Below are 22,539 nucleotides of genomic sequence, written 5' to 3'. Positions count from 1 at the left end.
GGTTACTGAGTTCAAGGAGCGACCTTTTCGATTACAATAACAATAACAATAACAATGCAGGATGCGGCGATGAAATTGACTCAAATGTTAACCCGCAAGTTGACCAGTTTTTGGCTACTATCATTAGTTGCCGTGGCATGCATCTTTTTACTCACCGCCAGTTTGAGTTTTGTGCAGCTAACCTATAAGTTTCAGCAGCAGAAAGTCGACGAAATTCAAAGCTTACTTGGCCAACATTCAGCGCAGCAACTGTCTCAGCCCCATGAGTTATCACAGTGGTTGCCACAGATACTACAAGCGTTTCAGACTCAAAATTTTGTACTTTATGAAGGTGAACAACGTGTTTACCACTACCAGGCTGAAGTACAACATCTCAGTAGCGTGAGTTATCAAAGAAACTTGCTGACGCCCGCCAACTACAGCATGGAATTAACCCTCCCTAAACCGTTCTTGCTGCACGACATTAGTATGTATGAAGTGATTTTACTGTTGGTCGGTTTGATAGCTACAGCCCTATTAGTGATGTGGGGCTACCGTTGGCTGGCGTTGGAATTAGAGGGCGTTGAAGATTTGGCAAAGCGTAGTCATTTAATTCTATCGGGTGATTATGACAAAGCCTTAGCGGAAACCGGTCATGGTCGGCCAAGAATGATTAATCGCGCCCTCACTAAAATGCTGCTTGAACTTGACGATGCAGAAAAGCAGCGTGCTCGTTTTGATCAGTTTATTCGCTCCAATACTTTTCTGGATCCCGAAACCGGCATCGGTAATCAACTGTTTCTCAAAAATCGTCTCGATGCCTTGAGTAACGATGCCGGCATGTTGGCACCCGGTGTGCTGTATTTGTTAGAAATGGAAGACCTTGACCTGTTACAACAAGATTTAGGTGAGGAGCCCGTTAATGAGATGCTGGGGCAAGTCATTGCCGCAATAGGCCAGGTACTCGATGGTCAAGCCAACAGTATTTTTTCGCGGCGTAGCCAGAATCAATTTGCCCTAGTGGTGCCACAAATCTCACTGCAGGATACTGAAAAACTCGCCAACAAACTGCTTAAAGTTTGCCAAGCTCAGCTCAGTGATGAACTGCTTAAACAGCAAGACTTTTTCCATATCGGGGTGGCGTACTTTAAGGTTGGCGACAATAAGACGCAATTAGTTGAAGAAGCTGAAATGGCATTACGGGCGGCGCAATTTCAGGGCAGTTCCAACTGGTTTATGTACGACAAAGGCGCAGTTGATGAAGGTTTTGCTAAAGGCTCAGTACGTTGGCGCAGCTTCCTTGAATATGCATTAGTGAATAAGCGTGTGGTGGCTTTTTCGCAACCTGTTGTGGATAGCGATATGCAAACTCACCACCTCGAAGTATCATCTCGGTTGCGAGACAATCAGGGGACACTGGTGCGGGCGACGCTATTTTTGCCGATGGCAATCAAATGTGGCCTAACACCTCAAATCGAACGACAAGTGATAGAAACCGTGTTGTTTGACCTGCTTAATGCCAGCAAAGATGGCATGAGTTATAGCATCAATTTAAGTCTCGATACTTTGACCAGTCGTGCTTTTGTGCGTTGGCTCAGAACCACCTTACTTGAGTATCGGCATCTAACCTCAAGGCTCATCTTCGAAATCAATGAAGATATTATTGTTAATCATACTGAAAGCCTAAAAGGGACGCTGGATATGATTAACAAAATGGGCGCCCGTTTGTGTGTGGATCGGGTCGGACTACAGGTTGTCAGTACTCAATACATTAAAACTTGCCAGATTGACCTGATTAAATTACATCGCTCAATTGTGAGTCAGATACATTTAAGGCAGGAAAATCAGTTGTTTGTGAGAAGCTTGATTGGTGGGCTCTATCGTACAGAGGTACAAGTTTTTGCTGAGGGTGTGGATGTGTTTGAAGAGTGGCAGACATTAAAGATCCTCGGTGTGAGTGCCGCGCAAGGCTCGCTATTTAGTGATCCGGTTGAAGAGATTTAAGCCATGCAACATTTCGATAGTATGTTGTGGGCTTGTGACTATTGAGTTAGAGGGCTATCTTAAGAGATATAATATAGAAGCATTATTGGTTTTTTCTATAAAATTATAAGATTAGTCGTTACAATAACTGTATCGTTTTTTGACGCTTTACCTAAGCAAGTGTTACTAAAATGGTTCACCGTTTTACCCAGTATTGTACGCAACAGTCATTTTTAGCCAATTAGACTCTTTATCTCGAGTTGAGACGGACGGGCAATTTTTAAATGGATAAAAGCCTTTTTAATAAGTTAGCTTTCTGGAAGAAAACAGGGCAACAACTTGATGTTGGCCTGTATTTGACCGAATCGGCCCTACATGTTTTTCAGCCCGCTAATGATACGCTTGCTGAGAGTTATCATAGTTTTGCATATACTGCGGATCCCCGTGAGGCGTTTAGTGCCATGCAACAAGCGCTGGGGGCTACCCGTGCTCAGTTAGTTCTCAATCCTAGCTTCTACCAATTATTGTTAGTCGACAAACCCGCCGTTGATATTGAAGAGATGAATCAGGCGCTAATTTGGTCTGTCAAAGATATGGTCACAATCGCGGTGGCTAACATTCATGTCGACTACTTCGAAGCCCCCGAAGTGAGTAGCAATAAGCTGACCGCAGTCGTAGCTGATAAAGCGGTGTTAGGTCAATTGGTCACCGATGCCAATCAACATGGTATCGATATTGTGGGAATTTCTATCGAAGAGCTCGCGATCAGCAACCTGTTTATCGATGATACTCAACCTAAACTTGTGCTGTGCCACCTACCTGAACATGAGCTGCTGCTAACCGTGGTGCGCCAAGGCAAATTGTATATGCAACGCCGGGTTCGAGGTTTTAGCGGATTAGATAAAGTGACCCAAGAAGAGCTTGGCTTTGGCATGGCAGATAACCTAAGCCTAGAGATCCAACGATCGATGGATTTCTTTGAAAGTCAGCTAAGGCAGTCTCCGGTCGCATCAATTGAGCTGGTAATGGGTGGGCAAGCACAAGCATTAGCCCAACTGCTCGCTAGCAACTTTAACCAAACAGTCAATGTGGTCGCTGCCAACAGCATTGATCAATTACTTGCCCAACTAGCCTTTGCCGAGTTTGCTCGCGCAGATGAAGTGTCAGAAGAGGTTGCTGCATGAGCCAGAAACTCAGGGTAAACCTGTTTGATAAATCTTTGCTACCAAAACAGTTACGTTTATCTTTTCAACGTCTAGCGGTAGGCAGTGGCGCCTTGTTATTGCTATTTGTTGTTGCTATTGCGCTTGCGTGGCAAAGCGTCAATAGCCTGCAGGCAGATAAAGCACAGTTAACTAGCACTAAACGACAGTTTGACCAACAAAAGCAGCAGCTTGAGATGCAGTTAGCGGCTCGTAAGCCCGATGCAAAGCTGGTTGATACGGTTGAGTTAAAAGGCCAACAGCTTGAACTCAAACGCTTGCTGTTGAAAGAGTTGAGTCAGCGTGAAGCCCTGACTAGCCAAGGTTATTCTTTGTTGCTGACGGATCTGGCAAGGGTGGCGGATAACAGTATTTGGCTTAGTCGTATTCGTGTTAATGAAGATAAGTACGTGTTTGAAGGCTTTAGTGTCGACCCCAACGGTGTACCGCAGTGGGTTGAGCGTTTACGCACGACAGAAACCTTGAAAGGTCATGCTTTTGCTGCGATGACAATGAGCCGTGGTGAGGGGCAACCATTAGGTTTTACTTTGACCAGTGACGCGACTGAGGAGCCTCAGCCATGAAGCAACTTTGGTTAAGCTGGGGCGAGAAGTTTGACGTACTGACTCAGCGTGAAAGAGGGATGATCGCGGCTGCAGCGTTAATTGTTATTGGCATGCTGTGTTACTTGCCACTGGAGTCGAAACTACTTGAACGCCAAAAATTGCAACGCTCGATCAGCGCGTTGCAAAACGAAAATAAGGTGTCAGCAGAGCAGGTGGCGTTATATCAACAGCAGTTGGCACTGGACCCTAATACCGATTATCGTCAAAGATTGCAGGCTATAGAAGAGCAAACCCAAGCATTGGATGAGCAATTGACTTTCCAAATGGTTGATATGGTTCCTGCTGATAAAATGCCGGTACTACTGAGTGAGCTACTGGGCAAGGTTAAAGGGGTTAAGCTCCAAGAGTTTGCTTCTATTGCACCGGTGCCGTTACTTGAAGTGGGTGAACAGGATAAAAAACTAAATTTATACAGTCACGGTATTCGTTTGGTGTTGCAAGGTGACTACTTTGCGACGCTTAAGTTTATTGAAGCGGTAGAAGCCATGCCCAACAAGCTGTATTGGAAGCAACTTGATTACACAGTGGCGGATTATCCTGATTCGAGTGTGGTATTAGAACTCTATACATTAAGTATAAATAAGGACTTTATCAGTGTTGCTAAAAGCGATTAACAGCATAACGCTGTCGATATTAGTGCTGCTATCAGTGACCGCAGAGGCGCAGTCGCTGCGGGATCCTACTCGGCCTTCAGCAAGCTTTTATCAACAGCAGAGCGAAGCGAGTTCAGTTGGTGGTTCTGCGCTGGTACTGCAAAGTACTGTGGTGTCAGGCAAAAATGCATCGGCAGTGATTAATAATAAAATGTACCTTGTAGGCGAACGCGTTCAGGGAGTCATTATTGCAAAGATACAGTCTGACAGTGTCACGTTTGCAGATGGCAGAAAATTGCATATGTACCAAGCAATAACAGAGATTAAGGGACAATAATTAGATGACGGTTTATAAAATTATCACTCCAATGCTGGCGTTGGCATTAGTGGGTTGTCAAAGCACCGACAGACCCCAACCCGTCGAGTCTAAAGCGGCACTGTCAAAGTCGGTAGAACAGACGCAAACTCAAGCGACAACACCGCCGCCAGCAATGATGCCAGATTCAGTGCAAAGAGAGTTGTCATCTCAGTCGTTATTGTCTGGACTAGAGCCAAGAATGCAGACCGAGCGCCGGTTTGATGTATCAGCCCAAGACGTCGATGCCAAACTGTTTTTCCCGAGCTTAGTGCAAGGCACGCCATTGAGTGTGGCAGTGCACCCTGCCGTTACCGGCAGCATCTCTTTATCACTAAAAGCGGTGACGTTAAGTGAGGCGATTCAGGTTGTTGAAGATATTTATGGTTATGAAGTTAGTCGTGAAGGCCGAATTTTACGGATTTTCCCTGCGGGCATGCGCACTGAGACTTTCCCATTAAATTACTTGTATATGGAACGTCACGGATTGTCGCTGACATCGGTTAATTCTGGGCGTATTTCAGATAACAATAATAACTCTTCAAATAGCAGCAATAGCAATAACAACAGCAATAGCAACAATAGCAGTAACAACAGTGGCAGTGACTCGTCAAATTCGAATAGCAACGAAACCACAAACGGCACGTTTATACGCTCTAAAACCAAAACTGATTTTTGGGGAGAGTTAAAAGAAACGCTAGTGTCCATTGTGGGTGATACCGGCGGCGGTCGCCAAGTTGTGGTAACCCCGCAAGCCGGTTTAGTGACTGTCCGAGCTTATCCTAACGAGCTACGCCAGGTACGTACCTTCTTGCAAACAGCTGAAACTCATCTGCAACGTCAGGTGATTCTCGAAGCTAAAGTATTAGAAGTCAGATTGTCAGATGGCTACCAGCAAGGTATCCATTGGGAAAGTGTATTAGGCCACGTAGGCGATACCAATATTGAGTTTGGTACATCGCCAGCTGGCGATGGTATTGGCGATCTGATCACCAGTGCGATTGGTGGAGTGACGTCGCTACAAGTTACCGGTTCAGATTTTAGTACCATGATCAGTTTGCTTGATACTCAAGGCGATGTTGATGTGTTGTCTAGCCCAAGAGTTACCGCGTCAAATAACCAAAAAGCGGTGATTAAAGTGGGTACGGACGAGTATTTTGTTACCGATGTTTCCTCTACAACTGTGGCGGGTACCACACCAGTGACCACACCAGAAGTGGAGCTCACGCCGTTCTTTTCCGGTATTGCATTAGATGTGACGCCGCAAATTGATGCTGACGGCAATATTTTATTGCATATTCACCCATCGGTTATTGATATTAAAGAGCAAACTAAGTCGATTAAGATTTCAGACAGCACCCTAGAGCTGCCGTTAGCACAGAGCGATATTCGTGAATCAGATACTGTGATTAAGGCTAAAACTGGCGATGTGGTGGTGATCGGTGGCTTGATGAAGAGCGAGAATATCGAGTTAGTTTCTAAAGTCCCATTGTTAGGCGATATTCCGTTAATTGGCGAAGCGTTTACCAACCGAGCTAATTCGCTGCAAAAAACTGAGCTAGTGATCTTATTAAAACCTACGGTTGTCGGCGGTGATACTTGGCGTAATGAGTTGCAACGCTCTAAAGAGTTGCTTGATCGCTGGTATCCAGAGGAAACTCAGGAGCAATAAGCCTTGTATTTGCAACATTTTGGGTTGGCGGAAACGCCATTTTCATTGACCCCTAATACCGGGTTCTTTTTTGGACTCGCGCCCCACGTTGAGGCATTGCAAGTATTACAAACCGCGCTACAAACAGGTGAAGGTTTTATCAAAGTCACCGGTGAAGTGGGCACAGGTAAAACTTTGATATGTCGAAAGCTCATTAATGAGTTACCGAAACGTTTTCATTGTGCCTATTTGCCCAATCCCTACTTAACGCCTGATGAGTTACGTTGGGCGGTGGCGGCTGAGTTGGGCTTAAAATACTCTGCCAATATCGATCAGCAGCAGCTGACCAGTTTGATCCAGCAGCAGTTAATGGCACTGTCGGCGCATGGACATTCGATTGTGCTGGTTCTCGATGAAGCGCAAGCGTTGCCTGACGAGAGCTTAGAGGCACTGCGTTTGTTTACTAATCTTGAAACAGAGAGTCGTAAGTTGTTGCAAGTGGTGCTGTTTGCCCAGCCGGAACTCGATGAACGCCTAAGTTTGAAAAAGTTTCGTCAGCTAAGACAACGTATCACGTTTAGCTATCAGTTAAGGCCGTTAACCGATGATGAGGCGCAAGCTTATCTGCACCATAGATTGCGGGTGGCGGGTCACCAGTCTGGCGAACTTTTTTCGGCTCGCAATAGCCGTTATCTTGCTAAGTCTGCCAGAGGGATCCCACGCTTAATTAACATATTGGCTCACAAGGCACTATTGGTGGCCTTTGGTGAAGGTGCGATCAATATCGATAGGAAGCATATTAAAGCTGCGGTTATTGATACAGAAGATGCCGAGCATAGCGCCAAAGTGTTTTGGCCTTTGATCGTGGTGATCACGGTAATTATTAGCGCGATTTTAGCCAGCCAGTTTTGGCGTGGGGGCACAATATGAGCGTTATAAATACCATGCTCAAAGATTTAGATAAGCGTCAGCAAGGGCATCCCGTTGAAGATGTCGTCAATGCTCCGCTGCAATACCATAGTAAGCCCAGCAGCCGTCTACCTTGGATTTTATTGGCACTGGTCAGCTTGTTATTACTCATTGGTGTGGTGATTAACTGGCAACAACTACAGCAAATCAAGCTGCAAACTCAAACTGACAGCCTCGCATCTGCTCAACCTGCGAGTCATACCGTCGCTAAAGAGCCCTTAGCGGGTAAGGAGCCCTCAGCGGATAAAGAGCTCTCAGCAGGACAAAAGCCTTTAGCCGATCAAGAGCCTTCAGCTAACCAAGAGCCCTCAGCCGATAAAGAGCCTTCAGCAGGAAAAGAGCCTTCAGCAGGAAAAGAGCCTTCAGCAGGAAAAGAGCCTTCAGCGGACATAGAGCCTTCAGCAGGTGATCCGATCCCTGCGAGTAAAACGCTGACTAATACTGAAGAGTCTGTCGTCAAGCAAACACAGCCTGACAATCAACGGCAGACCGATGACCCCGCGCCGACACTAAAGATAGCAGAGCGCCCAGATAGGCAACAAATCGAGGTTACTGCTCCAGTTGAAAAGCAGCCCATTACAACTAAACAATCTACAGCGACGGTTGTGAGCTCTCCCCGTGCCAATAGCTCTGTTGCTAACTCACCACGTGCAACTGGCACTATGGCGGTAAAAGAGGTCAAACTCACCAATGCACAATTGGCTAACAAGCGTTTAGCCTTGGGGACAGAGGCTGAAAATCAAGGGTTGCAACCCGATGCTGAGCTGTATTATGCCGAGGCGCTGCAGCTCAATAATGGTTTGCATCAGGCACGTAAACAACTGGCTGCACTATATTATGGTCAAGGGCAGTTATCGTTGGCGGTACAAATTCTAAATCAGGGCATTACCTTGTATCCACAACACTACGAATATGCATTGTTAGCGGCTAAGGTTTATGAAGCGGGCGAAAGTTATGAACTGGCGTTAGATGCATTGAGCCGAGTGCCAGATCAAGCTGGCTATTTAAAGCAAAAGCTGACACTACAGAGTGTACTCGCACAGAAATCTCAGCAGTATTCGTTATCGGCAGACAGCTATCGTCAGTTAGCGCGTATGGAGCCGCAACAAGCGCGTTGGTGGATGGGACTAGCTTATGCACTAGATGCCCAGCAAGATTATGTCTCGGCAAAAGCCGCCTATCAGCAAGCATTATCGCAACGTGGTTTATCAGGTGAAGCGGTCAATTATATTGAATCTCGCTTAGCGCAGTTAGGAGAAATTGAGTGAAACCAAAGTTAAAGATGCGCCTGGGTGATCTGCTCGTACAAGAGCACATCATCAGTGAAGCTCAATTGATGCAAGCCCTCAGTGAGCAAAAGAACTCCGGTAAAAAGCTTGGCCGTACCTTGATTGATCTCAACAGTATTACTGAAGAGCAATTACTGCAGTTCTTGTCGCAACAGCTCAACATTCCATTTTTAGATATCAGTAGGCGTCCGATTAAACCTGAAGTCGTCAATCTGTTACCCGAGGTGCAAGCCCGTCGCTACCGTGCTTTGGTTGTAGAAGATAACGATGATAGCGTTTTGGTTGCCATGAGTGACCCTGCCGATCTGCAGGCGATGGATAACCTTGAAGAGCAATTGATGCCGAAGCGGTTAACCATTGCGGTAGTAACAGAAAGCCAGCTACTCGATGCCTTTGACAATCTGTATCGTCGTACCGATGAAATTGCCCAAATTGCCGGTAAGTTAGAAGAAGAGTATGCAGCTGATGATCAATTTGATCTGGCGAGCTTAACCGATGCCGATAGCGACAATGAAACCACAGTTGTTAAGCTACTGCAGTCTATTTTTGAAGATGCAGTGCAAATGCGGGCGTCTGATATTCATATTGAGCCCGGTGAAAAAGTGCTGCGTATTCGGCAACGTATTGATGGCCAGCTCCAAGAGAATACTCTGCCCGAGGCCAATATTGCTGCGGCCTTAGTGCTGCGCTTAAAGCTGATGGCTGGACTGGATATCTCAGAGAAACGATTGCCACAAGATGGTCGTTTTCACATGGAGATCAAAGGGCATAAGATTGACGTGCGTATGTCGACCATGCCGATTTATCATGGCGAGTCAGTGGTTATGCGTTTGCTTGATCAGTCGGCAGGTCTGCTGACTCTTAACGAGACCGGTATGCCGGCAGATATTTTGGCACGGGTTCGAAAGCAGATTAAGCGTCCCCATGGCATGTTACTGGTTACCGGCCCAACGGGTAGCGGTAAAACCACAACCTTGTATGGAGTATTGAGTGAACTCAATACCGCCGATCGAAAAATTATTACCGTTGAAGATCCAGTGGAATACCAGTTGCCACGGATCAACCAAGTGCAAGTTAATCATAAAATTGGTCTCGACTTTTCTAACGTATTGCGTACGACCTTGCGTCAAGATCCCGATATTATTATGGTCGGTGAGATGCGTGACCAAGAAACCGTTGAGATAGGTTTGCGAGGCGCACTAACGGGTCACTTTGTCTTATCCACTTTGCATACTAACGATGCCGTAACCAGTGCGTTGCGTTTACTTGATATGGGCGCTGCGAGTTATTTGGTTGCTAGTGCGCTAAGGGTGATCATTGCACAGCGCCTTGTTAGACGTGTATGCCAGAACTGTACCCAAGATTATGCGCTTAGCCAGCAAGATAAAGTCTGGTTAAGCACCGTCAGTAAAATGGATTTCTCCCAGGCGACATTCAAAGTAGGCCAAGGCTGCCAGCATTGTAATGGTAGTGGTTATCGCGGCCGTATTGGTGTGTTTGAAATTTTAGAGCTTGATGATGAGATGATAGATGCAATGCGTACGGGTAATCCGCAAGACTTTGCTAGAGCTGCCCATCAAAGTCCAAACTTCACCCCGTTAGCGGAGTCGGCGTTGAACTACCTAGCCCAAGGGATGACCACCATAGAAGAGGTAGCCAAATTGGTAGAAGATGTGTCTGATATTGCGACGCCGTTATCTGATGAAGTCTTTGCTAAGCAAGGGCTTGAGGAGTAATCATGCCGATATATCAATATCGAGGTCGCAACGCACAAGGCCAGCAGGTGACTGGCGAGCTAGATGCGTCTAATGAAAGTGCCGCCGCCGATCAATTGATGTCCCGGGCCGTGATTCCGCTAGAGCTCAATGAAGCCAAACCTAAACGCGACTTTGATATAGCTAGCTTGTTTAGAGGTAAAGTTGGCTTAGATGAGTTACAAATATTTACTCGGCAAATGTACTCGTTGACCCGTTCTGGCATCCCTATTCTACGTGCTATTGCTGGGTTGTCAGAAACGACGCATTCAAAGCGAATGAAAGATGCACTCAATGATATTTCTGAGCAATTAACATCGGGCCGCCCACTTTCATCGGCAATGAATCATCACCCTGATGTGTTTGATGCCTTGTTTGTGTCTATGGTGCATGTGGGCGAGAACACTGGTCGCTTAGAAGACGCCTTCATTCAGTTATCTGGATATATTGAGCGTGAGCAAGAAACTCGCCGGCGGATCAAAGCAGCGATGCGTTATCCAATCTTTGTACTGATTGCCGTAGCGCTGGCCATGGTGGTGCTTAACATCATGGTAATACCTAAGTTTGCTGATATGTTCTCCCGCTTTGGTGCTGACCTACCTTGGGCTACTAAGCTGCTTATCAACACCTCTAATTTCTTCGTTAACTATTGGCATTTCATGTTAGTGGCGTTGGCTGGCATATTTGTGGGTATTCGCTATTGGCACAGCACCGAGAAGGGCGAGAGACAGTGGGATCGCTGGAAACTGAAAATACCGGCAGTGGGGAGTATTATTGAGCGTTCAACTCTGTCGCGCTATTGCCGCAGTTTTTCAATGATGTTGACCGCGGGTGTACCAATGACCCAAGCGCTGAGTCTAGTGGCTGATGCGGTGGATAACGCTTATATGCATGACAGTATTGTCGCTATGCGCCGAGGCATTGAGTCCGGTGATTCTATGTTACGGGTTTCCAATCAAAGTGGCTTATTTACCCCGCTGGTATTGCAAATGGTTGCGGTGGGAGAAGAGACAGGCCAGATTGACCAACTACTTAACGATGCGGCAGACTTTTATGAAGGCGAGGTCGATTATGACCTTAAGAACTTAACGGCCAAACTCGAGCCGATATTGATCGGTTTTGTCGCCGGTATTGTATTGATACTGGCATTGGGTATTTATCTGCCGATGTGGGATATGCTCAACGTGGTTAAGGGCGGTCAATAGTATGGGGCGCCCGTAACCATGCAACAACAGCAAAAAGCCGATGGCGAATTAATGCAGGTGTATGCCAAATTGGTGGCATTGATCTTGCTGTTGATTGTATTGGCGATATTAGGATTCCGTTACTTAGGTTCGGTTCAGCAAGTGTCGGCTCAAGGCTTAGTCGTTGAACATACAAGGTTATTAAACGTGTTGGGCATGATTAAGGCGCAATGGTTAGCCAAAGGCCGACCCGAGATGATGCGGTTAGACTGGCAGTTTACTGACGTGACCGATGGCCAAGATCAGCAGCTTGTTAAGATAAACCGCGGTGGTTGGCCAACCGTTAACAACGTGAATGAATCGAGTTGTGAGCAATTATGGCAACAATTATTAGGTGGTGACACCCACTCGCAACAAATTGTAATTGAGGTCGGCCCAAAAAGAGATGTTTGTAGCTATATTGCTAACAATAACGATCGAATAAGTTATCAGCTCACATCCGGGCGTGTAATTTTTTTGACTAATGAGGAAATTTAGTCAATTCAAAGGTTTCTAAAATTGAGTTAACTGTTAGAATTATGAAATATCATATGGGGGTTTTATAAATGCATTTAAGTAAGTTAGCTAAAAAACAATCGGGGTTCTCGTTAATTGAACTCGTGATTGTCATTGTCATTCTAGGCTTATTGGCTGCAACGGCTATTCCACGTTTTCTAAATGTCACTGAAGATGCAGAAGATGCCAGTGTTGATGGTGTTTCAGGCGGTCTTGCTACTGCTGTTGGCTTTGTTCGCGCCCAGTGGGAAGTTGATGGTCGCAATAACAACAGTGTTATTCTTGATGGTACCAGTGTTTCGCTGGATACACGCTTTGGTTTTCCTACGGGAACCGGCGCCAATGGTACTGATGTTACCGCTATGAATGACAACCGTTGTCAGCAGGTATTCAACAGTATTTTACAAAGCCCACCACGCAACGTGCAATACACCGAAGATGCACGTGACCAGCGTTATACCGTAAGATTCTTAGACGGTGTAGGTGGTGATGCCACAGACCTTAATGGCGATACCGTAACGGGTATTGATTTGTGTGTATACCATCAAGTTGCGTCACTTTCTTTAGATCAAACTACTGGCGTGGCTTCACCTACACCTGATTTGAATGTGGGTAAGGGTATTACCTATAACCCAGGTACCGGTACAGTAGTGAGTTTTACTAACTAAGCTATTTATTATTTGCGCGTAGCATTTTTTGAGGAAATATCATGAATAAGCAAAACGGTTTCACGCTTATTGAATTAGTTGTAGTGATTATTATTTTAGGTATTTTAGCGGTGACCGCTGCACCTAAGTTTATTAACTTGCAATCGGATGCGCGTGCATCAACTGTGCAAGGTGTAAAAGGTGCGCTGCAAGGAGCTAATACCTTGGTTTATTCAAAGGCGGCTATTCAAGGTAAAGAAAACACTACTGGTACAGTTATCATAGATGACTTAGGCGATGCCGATGATACAAATGACATCACTGTGACGACTGCATTTGGTAATTTAGATAGCAGTGCAACGGTTGCAGATGTAGTGATTAACCTTGAAAAAGCATTAGATATGCAGTTTCAAGCGCTTGCTGATGACACCACTGTCGTGACTACCGAAGAGTGGGGCGTTCGCTCTACGGCGACAACATTTAAGTTAGTACCACAAGGAAAAACCGCTTCTAGTACGGCTGCCGATGCTTGTCACCTTCTATATACTCAAGCCGGTTCAGTCTCTCAACCAGCACAATATGCAGTTGTGGATACAGGCTGTTAATAGGAAATATAAATATGAGAAATAATCAATCGGGTTTTACGTTAATTGAGCTGGTTGTAGTGATTATTATCTTAGGTATTTTGGCGGTGACCGCTGCACCTAAGTTTATCAATCTGCAATCTGATGCGCGTGCATCTACTGTTACTGGTTTAGAAGCTGCTGTTAAAGGCGCCGATAGTTTGGTTTATTCTAAATCGCTTATTGCCGGCAATGAAAAGCAAGGCAGTACAGCGACCCCTCCTCCAAGTGTTATTGTTGATTCTGCAAATACAACAGTACTATTAAATTATGGTCATGCGACTGCTGCTTGGACTGATAGTTTAGCTAACATGCTAGATATCAATGTATCACTCGAATCAGCTGATGATGATACCACTGAGTGGGTATACGATACCGCAACTGGTATTGTTTACTTCTATCCACAAGGGGTGGTAAGCCCACTAGCAGGCACAGATCCTGGTACCTGCTATGTTAAATATGAAAATGCGTTAACGAGTGCCACAGCCGGTACGTTTGATATTTCAAGTGTTACTACCGGTTGTTAAGTAACCAAATGGAATAAATAAAAAGCCTGCTGATGCAGGCTTTTTTGTTAGCAAAATCCATCAACAAGTTGATGATTTGTAGCGAGTTACCGAGTTCTATATTAAGCTAGGTTTACTGGGTAATAAAAAGGAACGGATTATGGGCAACAAACAAGGCCAAGGTTTTACGCTTATTGAGTTGGTGGTAGTGATCATCATCTTAGGTATTTTAGCTGTTGTCGCCGCACCTAAGTTTATTAATCTACAAAGTGATGCAAGAGCCTCAACCCTCGATGGTGTCAAGGGCGCACTGCAAGCGGCGAACACTTTAGTGCTTTCCAAGGCGAGCATCCAAGGTCTTGAAACTGAGGGCAACCAAGATGTCGAACTGTCTTCGGGTGTTTTTATTGAACTTGACTATGGCTACATTAAAAGCTTTGGTGATGAACAAACAACCATAGATAACTTAGAGCTGGCAATGGACATGACGTTCGAGTTGCTAACCAGTAACGGAGTTCTAGCTACAGAGGACTGGGGGCTGCGCTCTACCGGAAATACCTTTACGATTGTGCCTAAAGGCAAAGCAGCTAATGGGGATTGCCGACTTGTTTACAATGAGGCCGAAGAGGATGCCGGCGTGATCACCCCGCCTAGTTATGAGGTACTCGAAACTGGCTGCTGATAGCGTCATAGATATCAAGCCGTCAAGAATGAGTTAGCCTTATGATATTTTGCATCGCTTAAGGCCCCAGTAATATAGGTTAAGCCATTATTTTACGTATAAAAACTTAACCGAGTTTGGCATACTAACAGCAAGCTCAATTGGGGGAGCGCGTAGTCAACAGATCATGAAGCAGTCATTGCATACAGGCTTTACTTTAGTGGAGCTGGTGACCACCATTATTCTAATCGCAATTCTTGCGGTGACGGTATTACCGCGATTATTTACCACGTCAAATTACAGTGCGTTTACTCTGCGTGATGAGTTTATTGCTGAGCTGCGAAAAGTACAGTTAATGGCGATGAACAATCAAGATCGTTGCTATCGTATTAATGTCGATGACAGCCAGTACCAAACTTTAGTATTGCAGTCTGATTGCGCCACCTCTGTTAGAAATCGTGATCCACAACCTTTGCACAACGGCACAAGCTTGAAGCTTAGTGGTGCGAGAAACTTTGCTTTACAGTTTACTACCAGTGGCACAATAACCGCTTGCGCGGGCGGTTGCAGTATCGATGTTGTGGCTGATGACAGTTTGACTTTGACGATAGAAAGTCAGGGCTACATTCATGGGCGTTAGCAAGCTTGAGCAATCAAATAACGGGTTTACGTTAGTTGAGCTCGTTGTAGGCATGGTGGTGATTGGTATCGCGATGGTGATGCTTACCAGTATGTTATTTCCCCAGGCTGAGCGAGCCAGTGAGACTTTACATCGAGTTCGCTCTGCTGAGTTAGCTCATTCGCTATTAAATGAGATTTGGGCCAAACGTTATGATGGCAATACTAATGCTAATGGTGGCGTGCCTGCCTGTGATGCCGTCGCAAACTTAGATTTAGGGATACCCGCAGGCTTACCTTGTACCGATGAAGTTGATTTTGGCGATGGCGGCGGCAGTATCGCAAGAAATGATTTTAACGATGTTGATGACTACCATGGTTTGAATCAAGCCAGCTTGATGCTTAACTCCACTGAAAGCTACGCTTCGCAATATCCAAACTATGAACTGGCGGTGTCAGTGACTTACCCTTACGGTGATAAAAGCGCCAAACTGATCGCCATTGATGTCACAACGCCAAGCGGTGAGTTAATTCGTTTCAATGCTGTCAGGAGTAATTACTGATGGTGAGATTAACGAGTAGACCTCAACCATTTAAATTATCCAGTCAGGGTTTTACCTTGGTAGAAATGGTGACTGTGATTATCATTTTGGGGATATTGGTTATTGGAGTGAGTAGTTTCATTTTGTTGGGTACGCGTATTTTTGTCGACTCAACATCGGTTGACCAAGTGTTAAGTCAAAGCCGCTTCGCCATTGAACGCATGACCCGCGAAATACGCAATGCGCTGCCACAAAGCATCCGGGTGACAAGCAATGGGGCAAATTATCAATGTATCGAGTTTGTGCCTATCACGGCGAGTGCATCTTACACCCAACTGCCAATATCACCATTGCCAGCCAGTAGTACAGCTAGTGTGATGCTGCCGCAAGCTCCTTTGTCATCTGCTGACCAAATGGTGGTTTATCCATTAAGCTCTGCTGACATTTATGAGGCCGATCCAAGCGCCGCAGCTGGGCGAGTTTTTAATGTGCAGTCAGTTGCTGCCAATACCATTACTTTTGACCAAGCAGTCCAGTTTGAAGAAGCGTCGCCACAATCGCGGTATTTTATGATTGCTGATGCGGTGAGTTATTGTTTTGAAAGTGATGGTGCCATTCGCCGCTATCAAGGTTACAACAAATTTAATCAAGATCAGCCAGGCCCCGCAGTGATGGGAAATGGGGTGCTAATGGCGGAAAACGTGGTGAATAATATAAGCTCACAACCGCCAATACATTTTACCAATGCCACTTTAAGAAATAATGCTGTGGTGCAACTGACGCCGCTGTTTAGCGTGAACTTACAAGAGTTCCAATATCAACATCAAGTGCAGGTGGTTAATGTCCCATAGCTATCAGCGTAGTCGATTATCTCGCTCTCAGGCGATGACTAAAGTTCGTGGTCAGCGCGGTAGCGCCTTGGTTATCGGCATTTTTATTATCACCGTGATGTTTTTGATGTCGGCGACTTTAATTAATGTTGTCCGTGATGCCGATGAGCAGGTCAACCTGGAAGTGTGGGGAACGCGAGCGTTAGCGGCGGCGAACAGCGGCGCCGATTTTGCGCTGTCACAATTGTTGCCTATTGACGGCAGTACAGGCGCTTGTGCGTTAAATCAAACCTGGACACCGCCTAACGAGGTGGGTTTTGCCAATTGCAGTGTAACTTATAGCTGTGTAGTACAAAATTTTGATAGTCAAACTCAGTATCGCATCACCAGCCGTGCGTCTTGTGAGAGCAGCGGTTGTGCCAGTGGCGCAGAAGATTGCTTGCGAGTGAGCCGCGAAGTGGAGGTGCAGGCCCGTGATTAAGCCATTATTAGCCATCATAGCGCTGGTTTGTTTGTTGCCATTTTCGGTCATGGCTGTCCCTCAGTGTGACGAGATTTTTACCGACCCACCTAGCGGTAATCACTTTCCTAATGGCATGCAGCCACCCAGTGATATTGGCCCGTCATTGGGAAACTTAACCTGTCGTAAGCAAGGTCAGAATAGAATATGTACACCAGCCTATTATGATTTTACCCCTGGTGATTATAATTTTGCCGCTGGTACTTTTAGTCAAGGTAACTACATCAACACTGATGGTGCAAGTACGCGCCTATATTTTGATAGTTTGACGTTAAACCAAGCTCGTTTAAACGAATTTGGGAATACCGAAGATTTGATTATCTACGTACGTGGTAGCTTAAGCGTGGCTGGTCAGAACTTTATTAACGGTATTGTATATGTGGCTGGCTCAGTGAGTTTGAGTGGTAATGCGTCCATAGATGGTGCGCTTGCATCGGGTGGAGCGTTAGATATATCGGGAAATGGTGATGTGGAATTTGACCCTGATGCCATTGAAGATGCTGATTTTGGCGGCATGTGTGAAAACGGGCCTGAAGAGCCGTTATTACCGCCGGTGCCACTGCAATGCCCTGCTGAGCAAGATGGCATAGCCGGCGTGACTTATCGTACCTACGATGCAACCAACTGGGGTACAAGTAGCCCGCAAAATCATGCACGCTTTAACGATTTGATTGACACGGTAAAGAAAACCACCGAGCAACTTGGTGAGTCGATTGAAACCAATATCTCCGGCAGTGGTTCTGGAATAAACCCGCATAGCAGTCAAGCTGACCACTATTTAGGTTTATTTGAAGGTTATCTTGAGGTGCCAGAATCGGGTGTTTATACCTTTGGTGTCGATAGTGATGATGCCATTGAGCTATTGATTGATGACCAAGTGGTGGTGGCTAGGTATGGCGACAATGATGCCTGTGATGGTGCCTGTGAAACCGGCACTATAGGGCTGGAGGCAGGAACTCATAAGTTAGAAGTGCGTTACCATGAAGCTGAAGGGCAGGAGGCTTATGATCTCTACTGGCAACTACCATCGTCATCGAGCTTGGTTAGAGTGCCGAGTAGCGCCTACCTGACTTGTCCGTTCCCTGAATTTGAGTTTGGTCGTGTGACCTTAGATGGCAGTGGCAACGCAACCATTGAGTTTGATAATCAATATGACACTGCTCCCGTTGTATTGCTGATGCCTACTATCAATGGCATCGATGGTTCCGATGCTCGTTTTGATGGTCCGTCTGATGTACGTATAAGCAGCTATGCTGCTAATCATGGCTCTGTGAGCATATTACAAGACAATCCGCCACGCAGCAGCACCGATGCCAAAGCCATGGTGGATATCGACTATTTTGTTATGGAGCCAGGGTATCGTTTTTTGAGCCGTGGCAGCGCCCTGCAAGCCGACAAAGTCGATACCATTGAGTATCAAGGCCGCAGATTGCCTGCTTCTGGTAGAGGCTACGAGGATGTCGAGTTTAATCATCAGTTTGGTAGCAAACCCACTGTAGTCGCACAAACATTATCCCGAAACAATAACCGTTTTATCACACCCGTGGTGAACAATGTTGACAGTGATGGCGACGAGTTTGATATCGCCATTGAAACTTCGGAAATCGCGGGCAATATTACCACCGCTGAGACCTTAGGTTATGTAGCCGGGTTGGGGCGTGGCACCATGACGGTTAATGGTGAAGCAGTGCTTTACGAATTTGCCATAGCGTTAAATCATGGTGATGGCAATAGGACTCGCAGGTTAGATCAGCAGTGCGATTTTAATAATAGTTATCAAAACAGTTATCCCGCTCAACCGTTAACCATCGCGAGTAAGATGGCACGCCGTGGGGGCGATGGTGGCTGGACACGTCGCTGTTTGAAAGATGATTTCAGCGGTACCCTTAGCTTTGTTATTGATGAAGACCAATACTCTGACAATGATAGAAATCATTTGGCTGAAGATATTGGTTATTTTGCCTTTGAGTATGCCCCAGAGCCGCCAGCGGTTAATCATTACCGCATTGAGTTTAGTTCTGGCGCACTAAGCTGCGCTGCTAAACCTATCACTATTCGCAGTTGCGCTAATGATGACTGCACGAGTTTGACTTCAGTGACTGCAAGCGTTGAACTGACTAAGAATGATACCTTTTATAGTACCGAGGTCTTTACTGGGCAAACCGTTCCAGCGGCAGATTTATGGCATGGTGATGGCGGTACGGTGAAGGTTGGTTTAGGGGCGACTTCGCCCAGTGGACCTTACCGTTGCTTTATTGATGGTGTTGAAGTTGCCAATATTGATCAATGTCTACTTACCTTTGACGATAACGGTTTTTATTTTGATGTGCCAAATACGCTAGCGGGCAAAACGACAGATGAATTTCAATTATTTGCAGTAGCTAAAGACACGCAAACTCAGCAGTGTGGCCCACTATTTAGTAGTGAAACTAAAACAGTCGATTTTAGCTTTGATTACCTTAATCCCAGCTCTGTGAACAACCCAGCTGCTTTGACATTAGCGAGTCTTAATAGTGTCGCCGTGTCTGAAAGCATTGATGGGGGCAGTTCAGCAAGCCTTGATGTTAGCTTTGACGCCAATGGTATTGCCCGGTTACAGGCTACCTACCCAGAGGCGGGTCAGGTCAGTCTGGCTGCTTCTCATGTATTAGTGCTTGAAGATGGCGAATCGGTCTTATTAGAACATCAAGACAATTTTGTTGCCGCGCCCGCCGGTTTTCATTTTTATAATGCTACTAACAATGGTACCTGCAGCGCTGGCGATCCCTATGATGCGAGCTGCCAAATATTAGCTAAATCCGGTGAAGATTTTACGATGCTGGTTAAAGCTGTTAAGTGGGAGTCAGAAGGCGATAGTGATTTCTCTGACAATGTCGCGTTGCAAAATTTTGAACACTCGGCGATTGCAATTAACCCCCAAGTTCATCAACCCAGCAATGGTGCAAGTAGCTCTTTTGGCGTTACCAGTATCGACTTTGCTTTAGCCAGTGGTGAATCCGCTGAGCAAGTCCTGCAAACATGGAATGAAGTGGGTACGGTAACCGCGCAGCTCAGTAAAGATTTAGTTTACTTTGATATGACTATTGCTAAAGAAAATTACAGTAGTGAAATCTTTGGCCGTTTTACTCCTGCGTATTTAGCTATTAGTGCCAATACTCCCGAATTAGATGATGCTTGCGGCAGCTTTAGTTATATGGACCAGCCAATGAGCTATGCTGCTGGGGCACAGCCAAAGATTGAAGTTATTGGTCATGCGAAATCTGGGGCGATAACCAGTAATTATCAAAATGGTGATTGGTGGCGCTATATGGATAAAGACATTGCTGCGCAAAATCAATGGAGCGGGCGCAGTTATACCGATAAAAGTACTGTAGCGACTGTGGTCGATGGCGAAGCGCCGGGATTGTCAGGCAGTGTTGCCTACTTAACACTAACGGCAAACAGCGCCTACCTCGCCAGTAGTACCGTGAAGTATCAACGCAGTACCGCGCCAGTTGCACCTTTTGACGCATTGTTTGATTTAACCTTAGCCATTGAAGATGTCACCGACGCAGATGGCATTTGTTATAAAGCCGACTATGACGGGAGTTGTTTGAGTTATACCTTCACCAACATAGGCGAAGATAAAAACATTGGGCAACGATATGGTCGCCTAGTGCTGGACAATGGCTACGGTCCGCAATCAGAAAGCTTGCGTTTGCCTCTACGGACTGAATATGTTTCTGCAGTTGATGCTGTGTCTGGCAATCCGACTTGGATCACCAATACCGATGACAGTTGTTCGGTTTTCAATACGCTGGCATCAGTCGATGATTCGGAAATACCAGAGACTGGGTTGTTTATGGACTACCCCAATGGGTTCCCAGAAATTGATGCTTTTGTTGAACCGAGTTTGCTTATCCAATCATCAACTATCAGCAATGGTGTCGGTAATATCTACTTTCAGGTACCTAATACCACTGGGGAAGTGCCATTGAAGCAACACGTTGCACCTTGGCTTAAATGGTATTGGAATTGGGATGGTGCTGGTTCCACCTTGTATGACCCTAGGGCCAGTGGATTTTGGGGTACCTACAGAGGCCATGATAAAGTGATTTTTTGGCGTGAAGTGCGCTAAAGAGTTCCGGCATGACAAACCAACTGAATACTGACAGTTTGTTGGCGTATTTAGGTAAAACTTCTCGGTAACCTGTTTGTTTTTTGTTCTTTTTAGTTGGAATTAAAAAAAAATCGCTGGATTAGCAAATGTTAACCTCAAGACGCTTGTGGAATCAGGGTGGCATTGATAAAGTTACCTGATTTTTATTTTTCCGACTCCACTGAGACAGGCTGGTTACATGTTCAAAAAGCTGCGTGGCATTTTTTCTAACGATCTATCGATCGATTTGGGTACCGCTAACACTCTTATTTATGTTCGCGAGGAAGGCATCGTATTAAACGAGCCATCAGTTGTGGCTATTCGTGGCGAGCGCGGTAGTGGTGGACAAAAGTCTGTAGCAGCTGTAGGAACAGAAGCGAAGCAAATGTTGGGGCGTACGCCGGGCAACATTCAAGCGATTCGCCCAATGAAGGACGGTGTTATCGCCGACTTCTATGTTACCGAAAAAATGTTGCAGCATTTTATTAAGCAAGTACACAACAATAGTGTATTTCGTCCAAGCCCTCGGGTTCTGGTTTGTGTACCTGTTGGCGCAACTCAAGTTGAACGCCGTGCAATCCGCGAATCTGCCATGGGCGCTGGTGCCCGTGAGGTCTATCTCATTGAAGAGCCAATGGCTGCTGCAATAGGTGCGGGTTTGCCGGTTTCTGAAGCAACAGGTTCAATGGTGGTTGATATTGGTGGTGGTACGACTGAAGTCGCTATCATTTCACTTAATGGCGTGGTGTATTCATCGTCAGTGCGCATTGGTGGTGACAAGTTTGATGAAGCCATTATCAACTACGTACGTCGTAACTACGGTAGCTTAGTGGGCGAAGCCACAGCCGAGCGTATTAAGCATAGTATCGGTACCGCCTACCCAGGTGATGAAGTGTTGGAAATTGAAGTACGCGGTCGTAACCTTGCAGAAGGTGTACCTCGTAGCTTCACCCTAAATAGCAATGAAATCTTAGAGGCATTGCAAGAGGCCCTTTCAGGTATTGTTAGTGCAGTGATGGTCGCGTTAGAGCAGTCGCCACCAGAACTTGCATCGGATATCTCTGAGCGCGGTATGGTATTAACTGGCGGTGGCGCGTTGTTGCGCGATCTTGACCGACTGTTGATGCAAGAAACTGGGATTCCAGTTATGGTTGCTGACGACCCGTTAACGTGCGTTGCACGTGGCGGTGGTAAAGCACTAGAAATGATTGATATGCACGGCGGCGATCTATTCTCCGACGAAAATTAATTTTGTTTAGCAGGCAGCGTTGAGCTGGCAGCCCCTTGATATTAAACACCAACTAAGTATGTTAT

At 45.9% G+C, this 22,539-nt stretch carries 21 protein-coding genes; all 21 read left to right on the top strand.

Annotation, left to right across the window (positions count from 1 at the left end; translation table 11 throughout):
* Positions 1-69: 69 nt before the first annotated feature.
* Entirely contained in the window at positions 70-1,983 is a 1,914-nt protein-coding gene (gene csrD / locus FLM48_RS19520) for an RNase E specificity factor CsrD (RefSeq protein WP_179025817.1), read from the top strand.
* Positions 1,984-2,246: 263 nt separating this feature from the next.
* Complete coding sequence (locus FLM48_RS19515; RefSeq protein ID WP_179025816.1) at positions 2,247-3,146, top strand: MSHA biogenesis protein MshI; 900 nt, start codon at positions 2,247-2,249, stop codon at positions 3,144-3,146.
* Positions 3,143-3,748 (top strand): PilN domain-containing protein, encoded by a 606-nt coding sequence (locus FLM48_RS19510; protein WP_179025815.1) that lies wholly within the window; start codon positions 3,143-3,145, stop codon positions 3,746-3,748. The genes FLM48_RS19515 and FLM48_RS19510 overlap by 4 nt, the downstream gene beginning before the upstream one ends.
* Positions 3,745-4,404 (top strand): MSHA biogenesis protein MshJ, encoded by a 660-nt coding sequence (locus FLM48_RS19505; protein WP_179025814.1) that lies wholly within the window; start codon positions 3,745-3,747, stop codon positions 4,402-4,404. Before FLM48_RS19510 ends, FLM48_RS19505 begins: the two co-directional genes overlap by 4 nt.
* Positions 4,385-4,720 (top strand): MSHA biogenesis protein MshK, encoded by a 336-nt coding sequence (locus tag FLM48_RS19500; protein ID WP_256870985.1) that lies wholly within the window; start codon positions 4,385-4,387, stop codon positions 4,718-4,720. Before FLM48_RS19505 ends, FLM48_RS19500 begins: the two co-directional genes overlap by 20 nt.
* A 4-nt stretch (positions 4,721-4,724) precedes the next feature.
* Complete coding sequence (gene mshL, locus FLM48_RS19495) at positions 4,725-6,410, top strand: pilus (MSHA type) biogenesis protein MshL (RefSeq protein ID WP_179025813.1); 1,686 nt, start codon at positions 4,725-4,727, stop codon at positions 6,408-6,410.
* A 3-nt stretch (positions 6,411-6,413) separates the two neighbouring features.
* The gene (locus FLM48_RS19490; protein WP_179025812.1) at positions 6,414-7,319 is read left to right on the top strand and encodes an ExeA family protein; all 906 of its coding nucleotides are present in this window, start codon (positions 6,414-6,416) and stop codon (positions 7,317-7,319) included.
* Complete coding sequence (locus FLM48_RS19485; protein ID WP_179025811.1) at positions 7,316-8,626, top strand: lipopolysaccharide assembly protein LapB; 1,311 nt, start codon at positions 7,316-7,318, stop codon at positions 8,624-8,626. The genes FLM48_RS19490 and FLM48_RS19485 overlap by 4 nt, the downstream gene beginning before the upstream one ends.
* A complete protein-coding gene (locus FLM48_RS19480; RefSeq protein WP_179025810.1) occupies positions 8,623-10,383 on the top strand; it encodes a GspE/PulE family protein in 1,761 nt (586 codons plus the stop codon). Before FLM48_RS19485 ends, FLM48_RS19480 begins: the two co-directional genes overlap by 4 nt.
* Before the next feature lie 2 nt (positions 10,384-10,385).
* Positions 10,386-11,606, top strand: coding sequence for a type II secretion system F family protein (locus tag FLM48_RS19475; protein WP_179025809.1), 1,221 nt, complete (start codon positions 10,386-10,388; stop codon positions 11,604-11,606).
* A gap of 18 nt (positions 11,607-11,624) precedes the next feature.
* Positions 11,625-12,122 (top strand): hypothetical protein, encoded by a 498-nt coding sequence (locus FLM48_RS19470; protein ID WP_179025808.1) that lies wholly within the window; start codon positions 11,625-11,627, stop codon positions 12,120-12,122.
* A gap of 68 nt (positions 12,123-12,190) precedes the next feature.
* Positions 12,191-12,808, top strand: a complete 618-nt coding sequence (locus FLM48_RS19465) for a type II secretion system protein (protein ID WP_179025807.1) — start codon at positions 12,191-12,193, stop codon at positions 12,806-12,808.
* Positions 12,809-12,849: 41 nt separating this feature from the next.
* A complete protein-coding gene (locus tag FLM48_RS19460) occupies positions 12,850-13,392 on the top strand; it encodes a prepilin-type N-terminal cleavage/methylation domain-containing protein (protein ID WP_179025806.1) in 543 nt (180 codons plus the stop codon).
* Positions 13,393-13,406: 14 nt separating this feature from the next.
* Complete coding sequence (locus FLM48_RS19455) at positions 13,407-13,937, top strand: prepilin-type N-terminal cleavage/methylation domain-containing protein (protein ID WP_179025805.1); 531 nt, start codon at positions 13,407-13,409, stop codon at positions 13,935-13,937.
* 139 nt (positions 13,938-14,076) lie between these two features.
* A complete protein-coding gene (locus tag FLM48_RS22865; protein WP_179025804.1) occupies positions 14,077-14,598 on the top strand; it encodes a type II secretion system protein in 522 nt (173 codons plus the stop codon).
* Between the two features lie 166 nt (positions 14,599-14,764).
* Positions 14,765-15,217, top strand: coding sequence for a type II secretion system protein (locus FLM48_RS19445; RefSeq protein WP_179025803.1), 453 nt, complete (start codon positions 14,765-14,767; stop codon positions 15,215-15,217).
* Entirely contained in the window at positions 15,207-15,758 is a 552-nt protein-coding gene (locus FLM48_RS19440; RefSeq protein ID WP_028775050.1) for a prepilin-type N-terminal cleavage/methylation domain-containing protein, read from the top strand. The genes FLM48_RS19445 and FLM48_RS19440 overlap by 11 nt, the downstream gene beginning before the upstream one ends.
* Positions 15,758-16,588, top strand: a complete 831-nt coding sequence (locus FLM48_RS19435) for a prepilin-type N-terminal cleavage/methylation domain-containing protein (protein ID WP_179025802.1) — start codon at positions 15,758-15,760, stop codon at positions 16,586-16,588. The genes FLM48_RS19440 and FLM48_RS19435 overlap by 1 nt, the downstream gene beginning before the upstream one ends.
* The gene (locus FLM48_RS19430; RefSeq protein ID WP_179025801.1) at positions 16,578-17,048 is read left to right on the top strand and encodes an MSHA biogenesis protein MshP; all 471 of its coding nucleotides are present in this window, start codon (positions 16,578-16,580) and stop codon (positions 17,046-17,048) included. The genes FLM48_RS19435 and FLM48_RS19430 overlap by 11 nt, the downstream gene beginning before the upstream one ends.
* Positions 17,041-21,204: a DUF6701 domain-containing protein gene (locus tag FLM48_RS19425; RefSeq protein WP_179025800.1), complete on the top strand. Its 4,164-nt coding sequence runs from the start codon at positions 17,041-17,043 to the stop codon at positions 21,202-21,204. Before FLM48_RS19430 ends, FLM48_RS19425 begins: the two co-directional genes overlap by 8 nt.
* A 220-nt stretch (positions 21,205-21,424) precedes the next feature.
* Positions 21,425-22,474, top strand: a complete 1,050-nt coding sequence (locus FLM48_RS19420) for a rod shape-determining protein (protein WP_028775047.1) — start codon at positions 21,425-21,427, stop codon at positions 22,472-22,474.
* Positions 22,475-22,539: the final 65 nt, after the last annotated feature.

It is taken from the genome of Shewanella sp. Scap07, assembly GCF_013394145.1.
Taxonomy (GTDB): Bacteria; Pseudomonadota; Gammaproteobacteria; order Enterobacterales; family Shewanellaceae; genus Shewanella; species Shewanella waksmanii.
The sequence above is the reverse complement of the archived record's forward strand: the minus strand, read 5'-3'. Positions and strand labels throughout refer to the sequence as shown.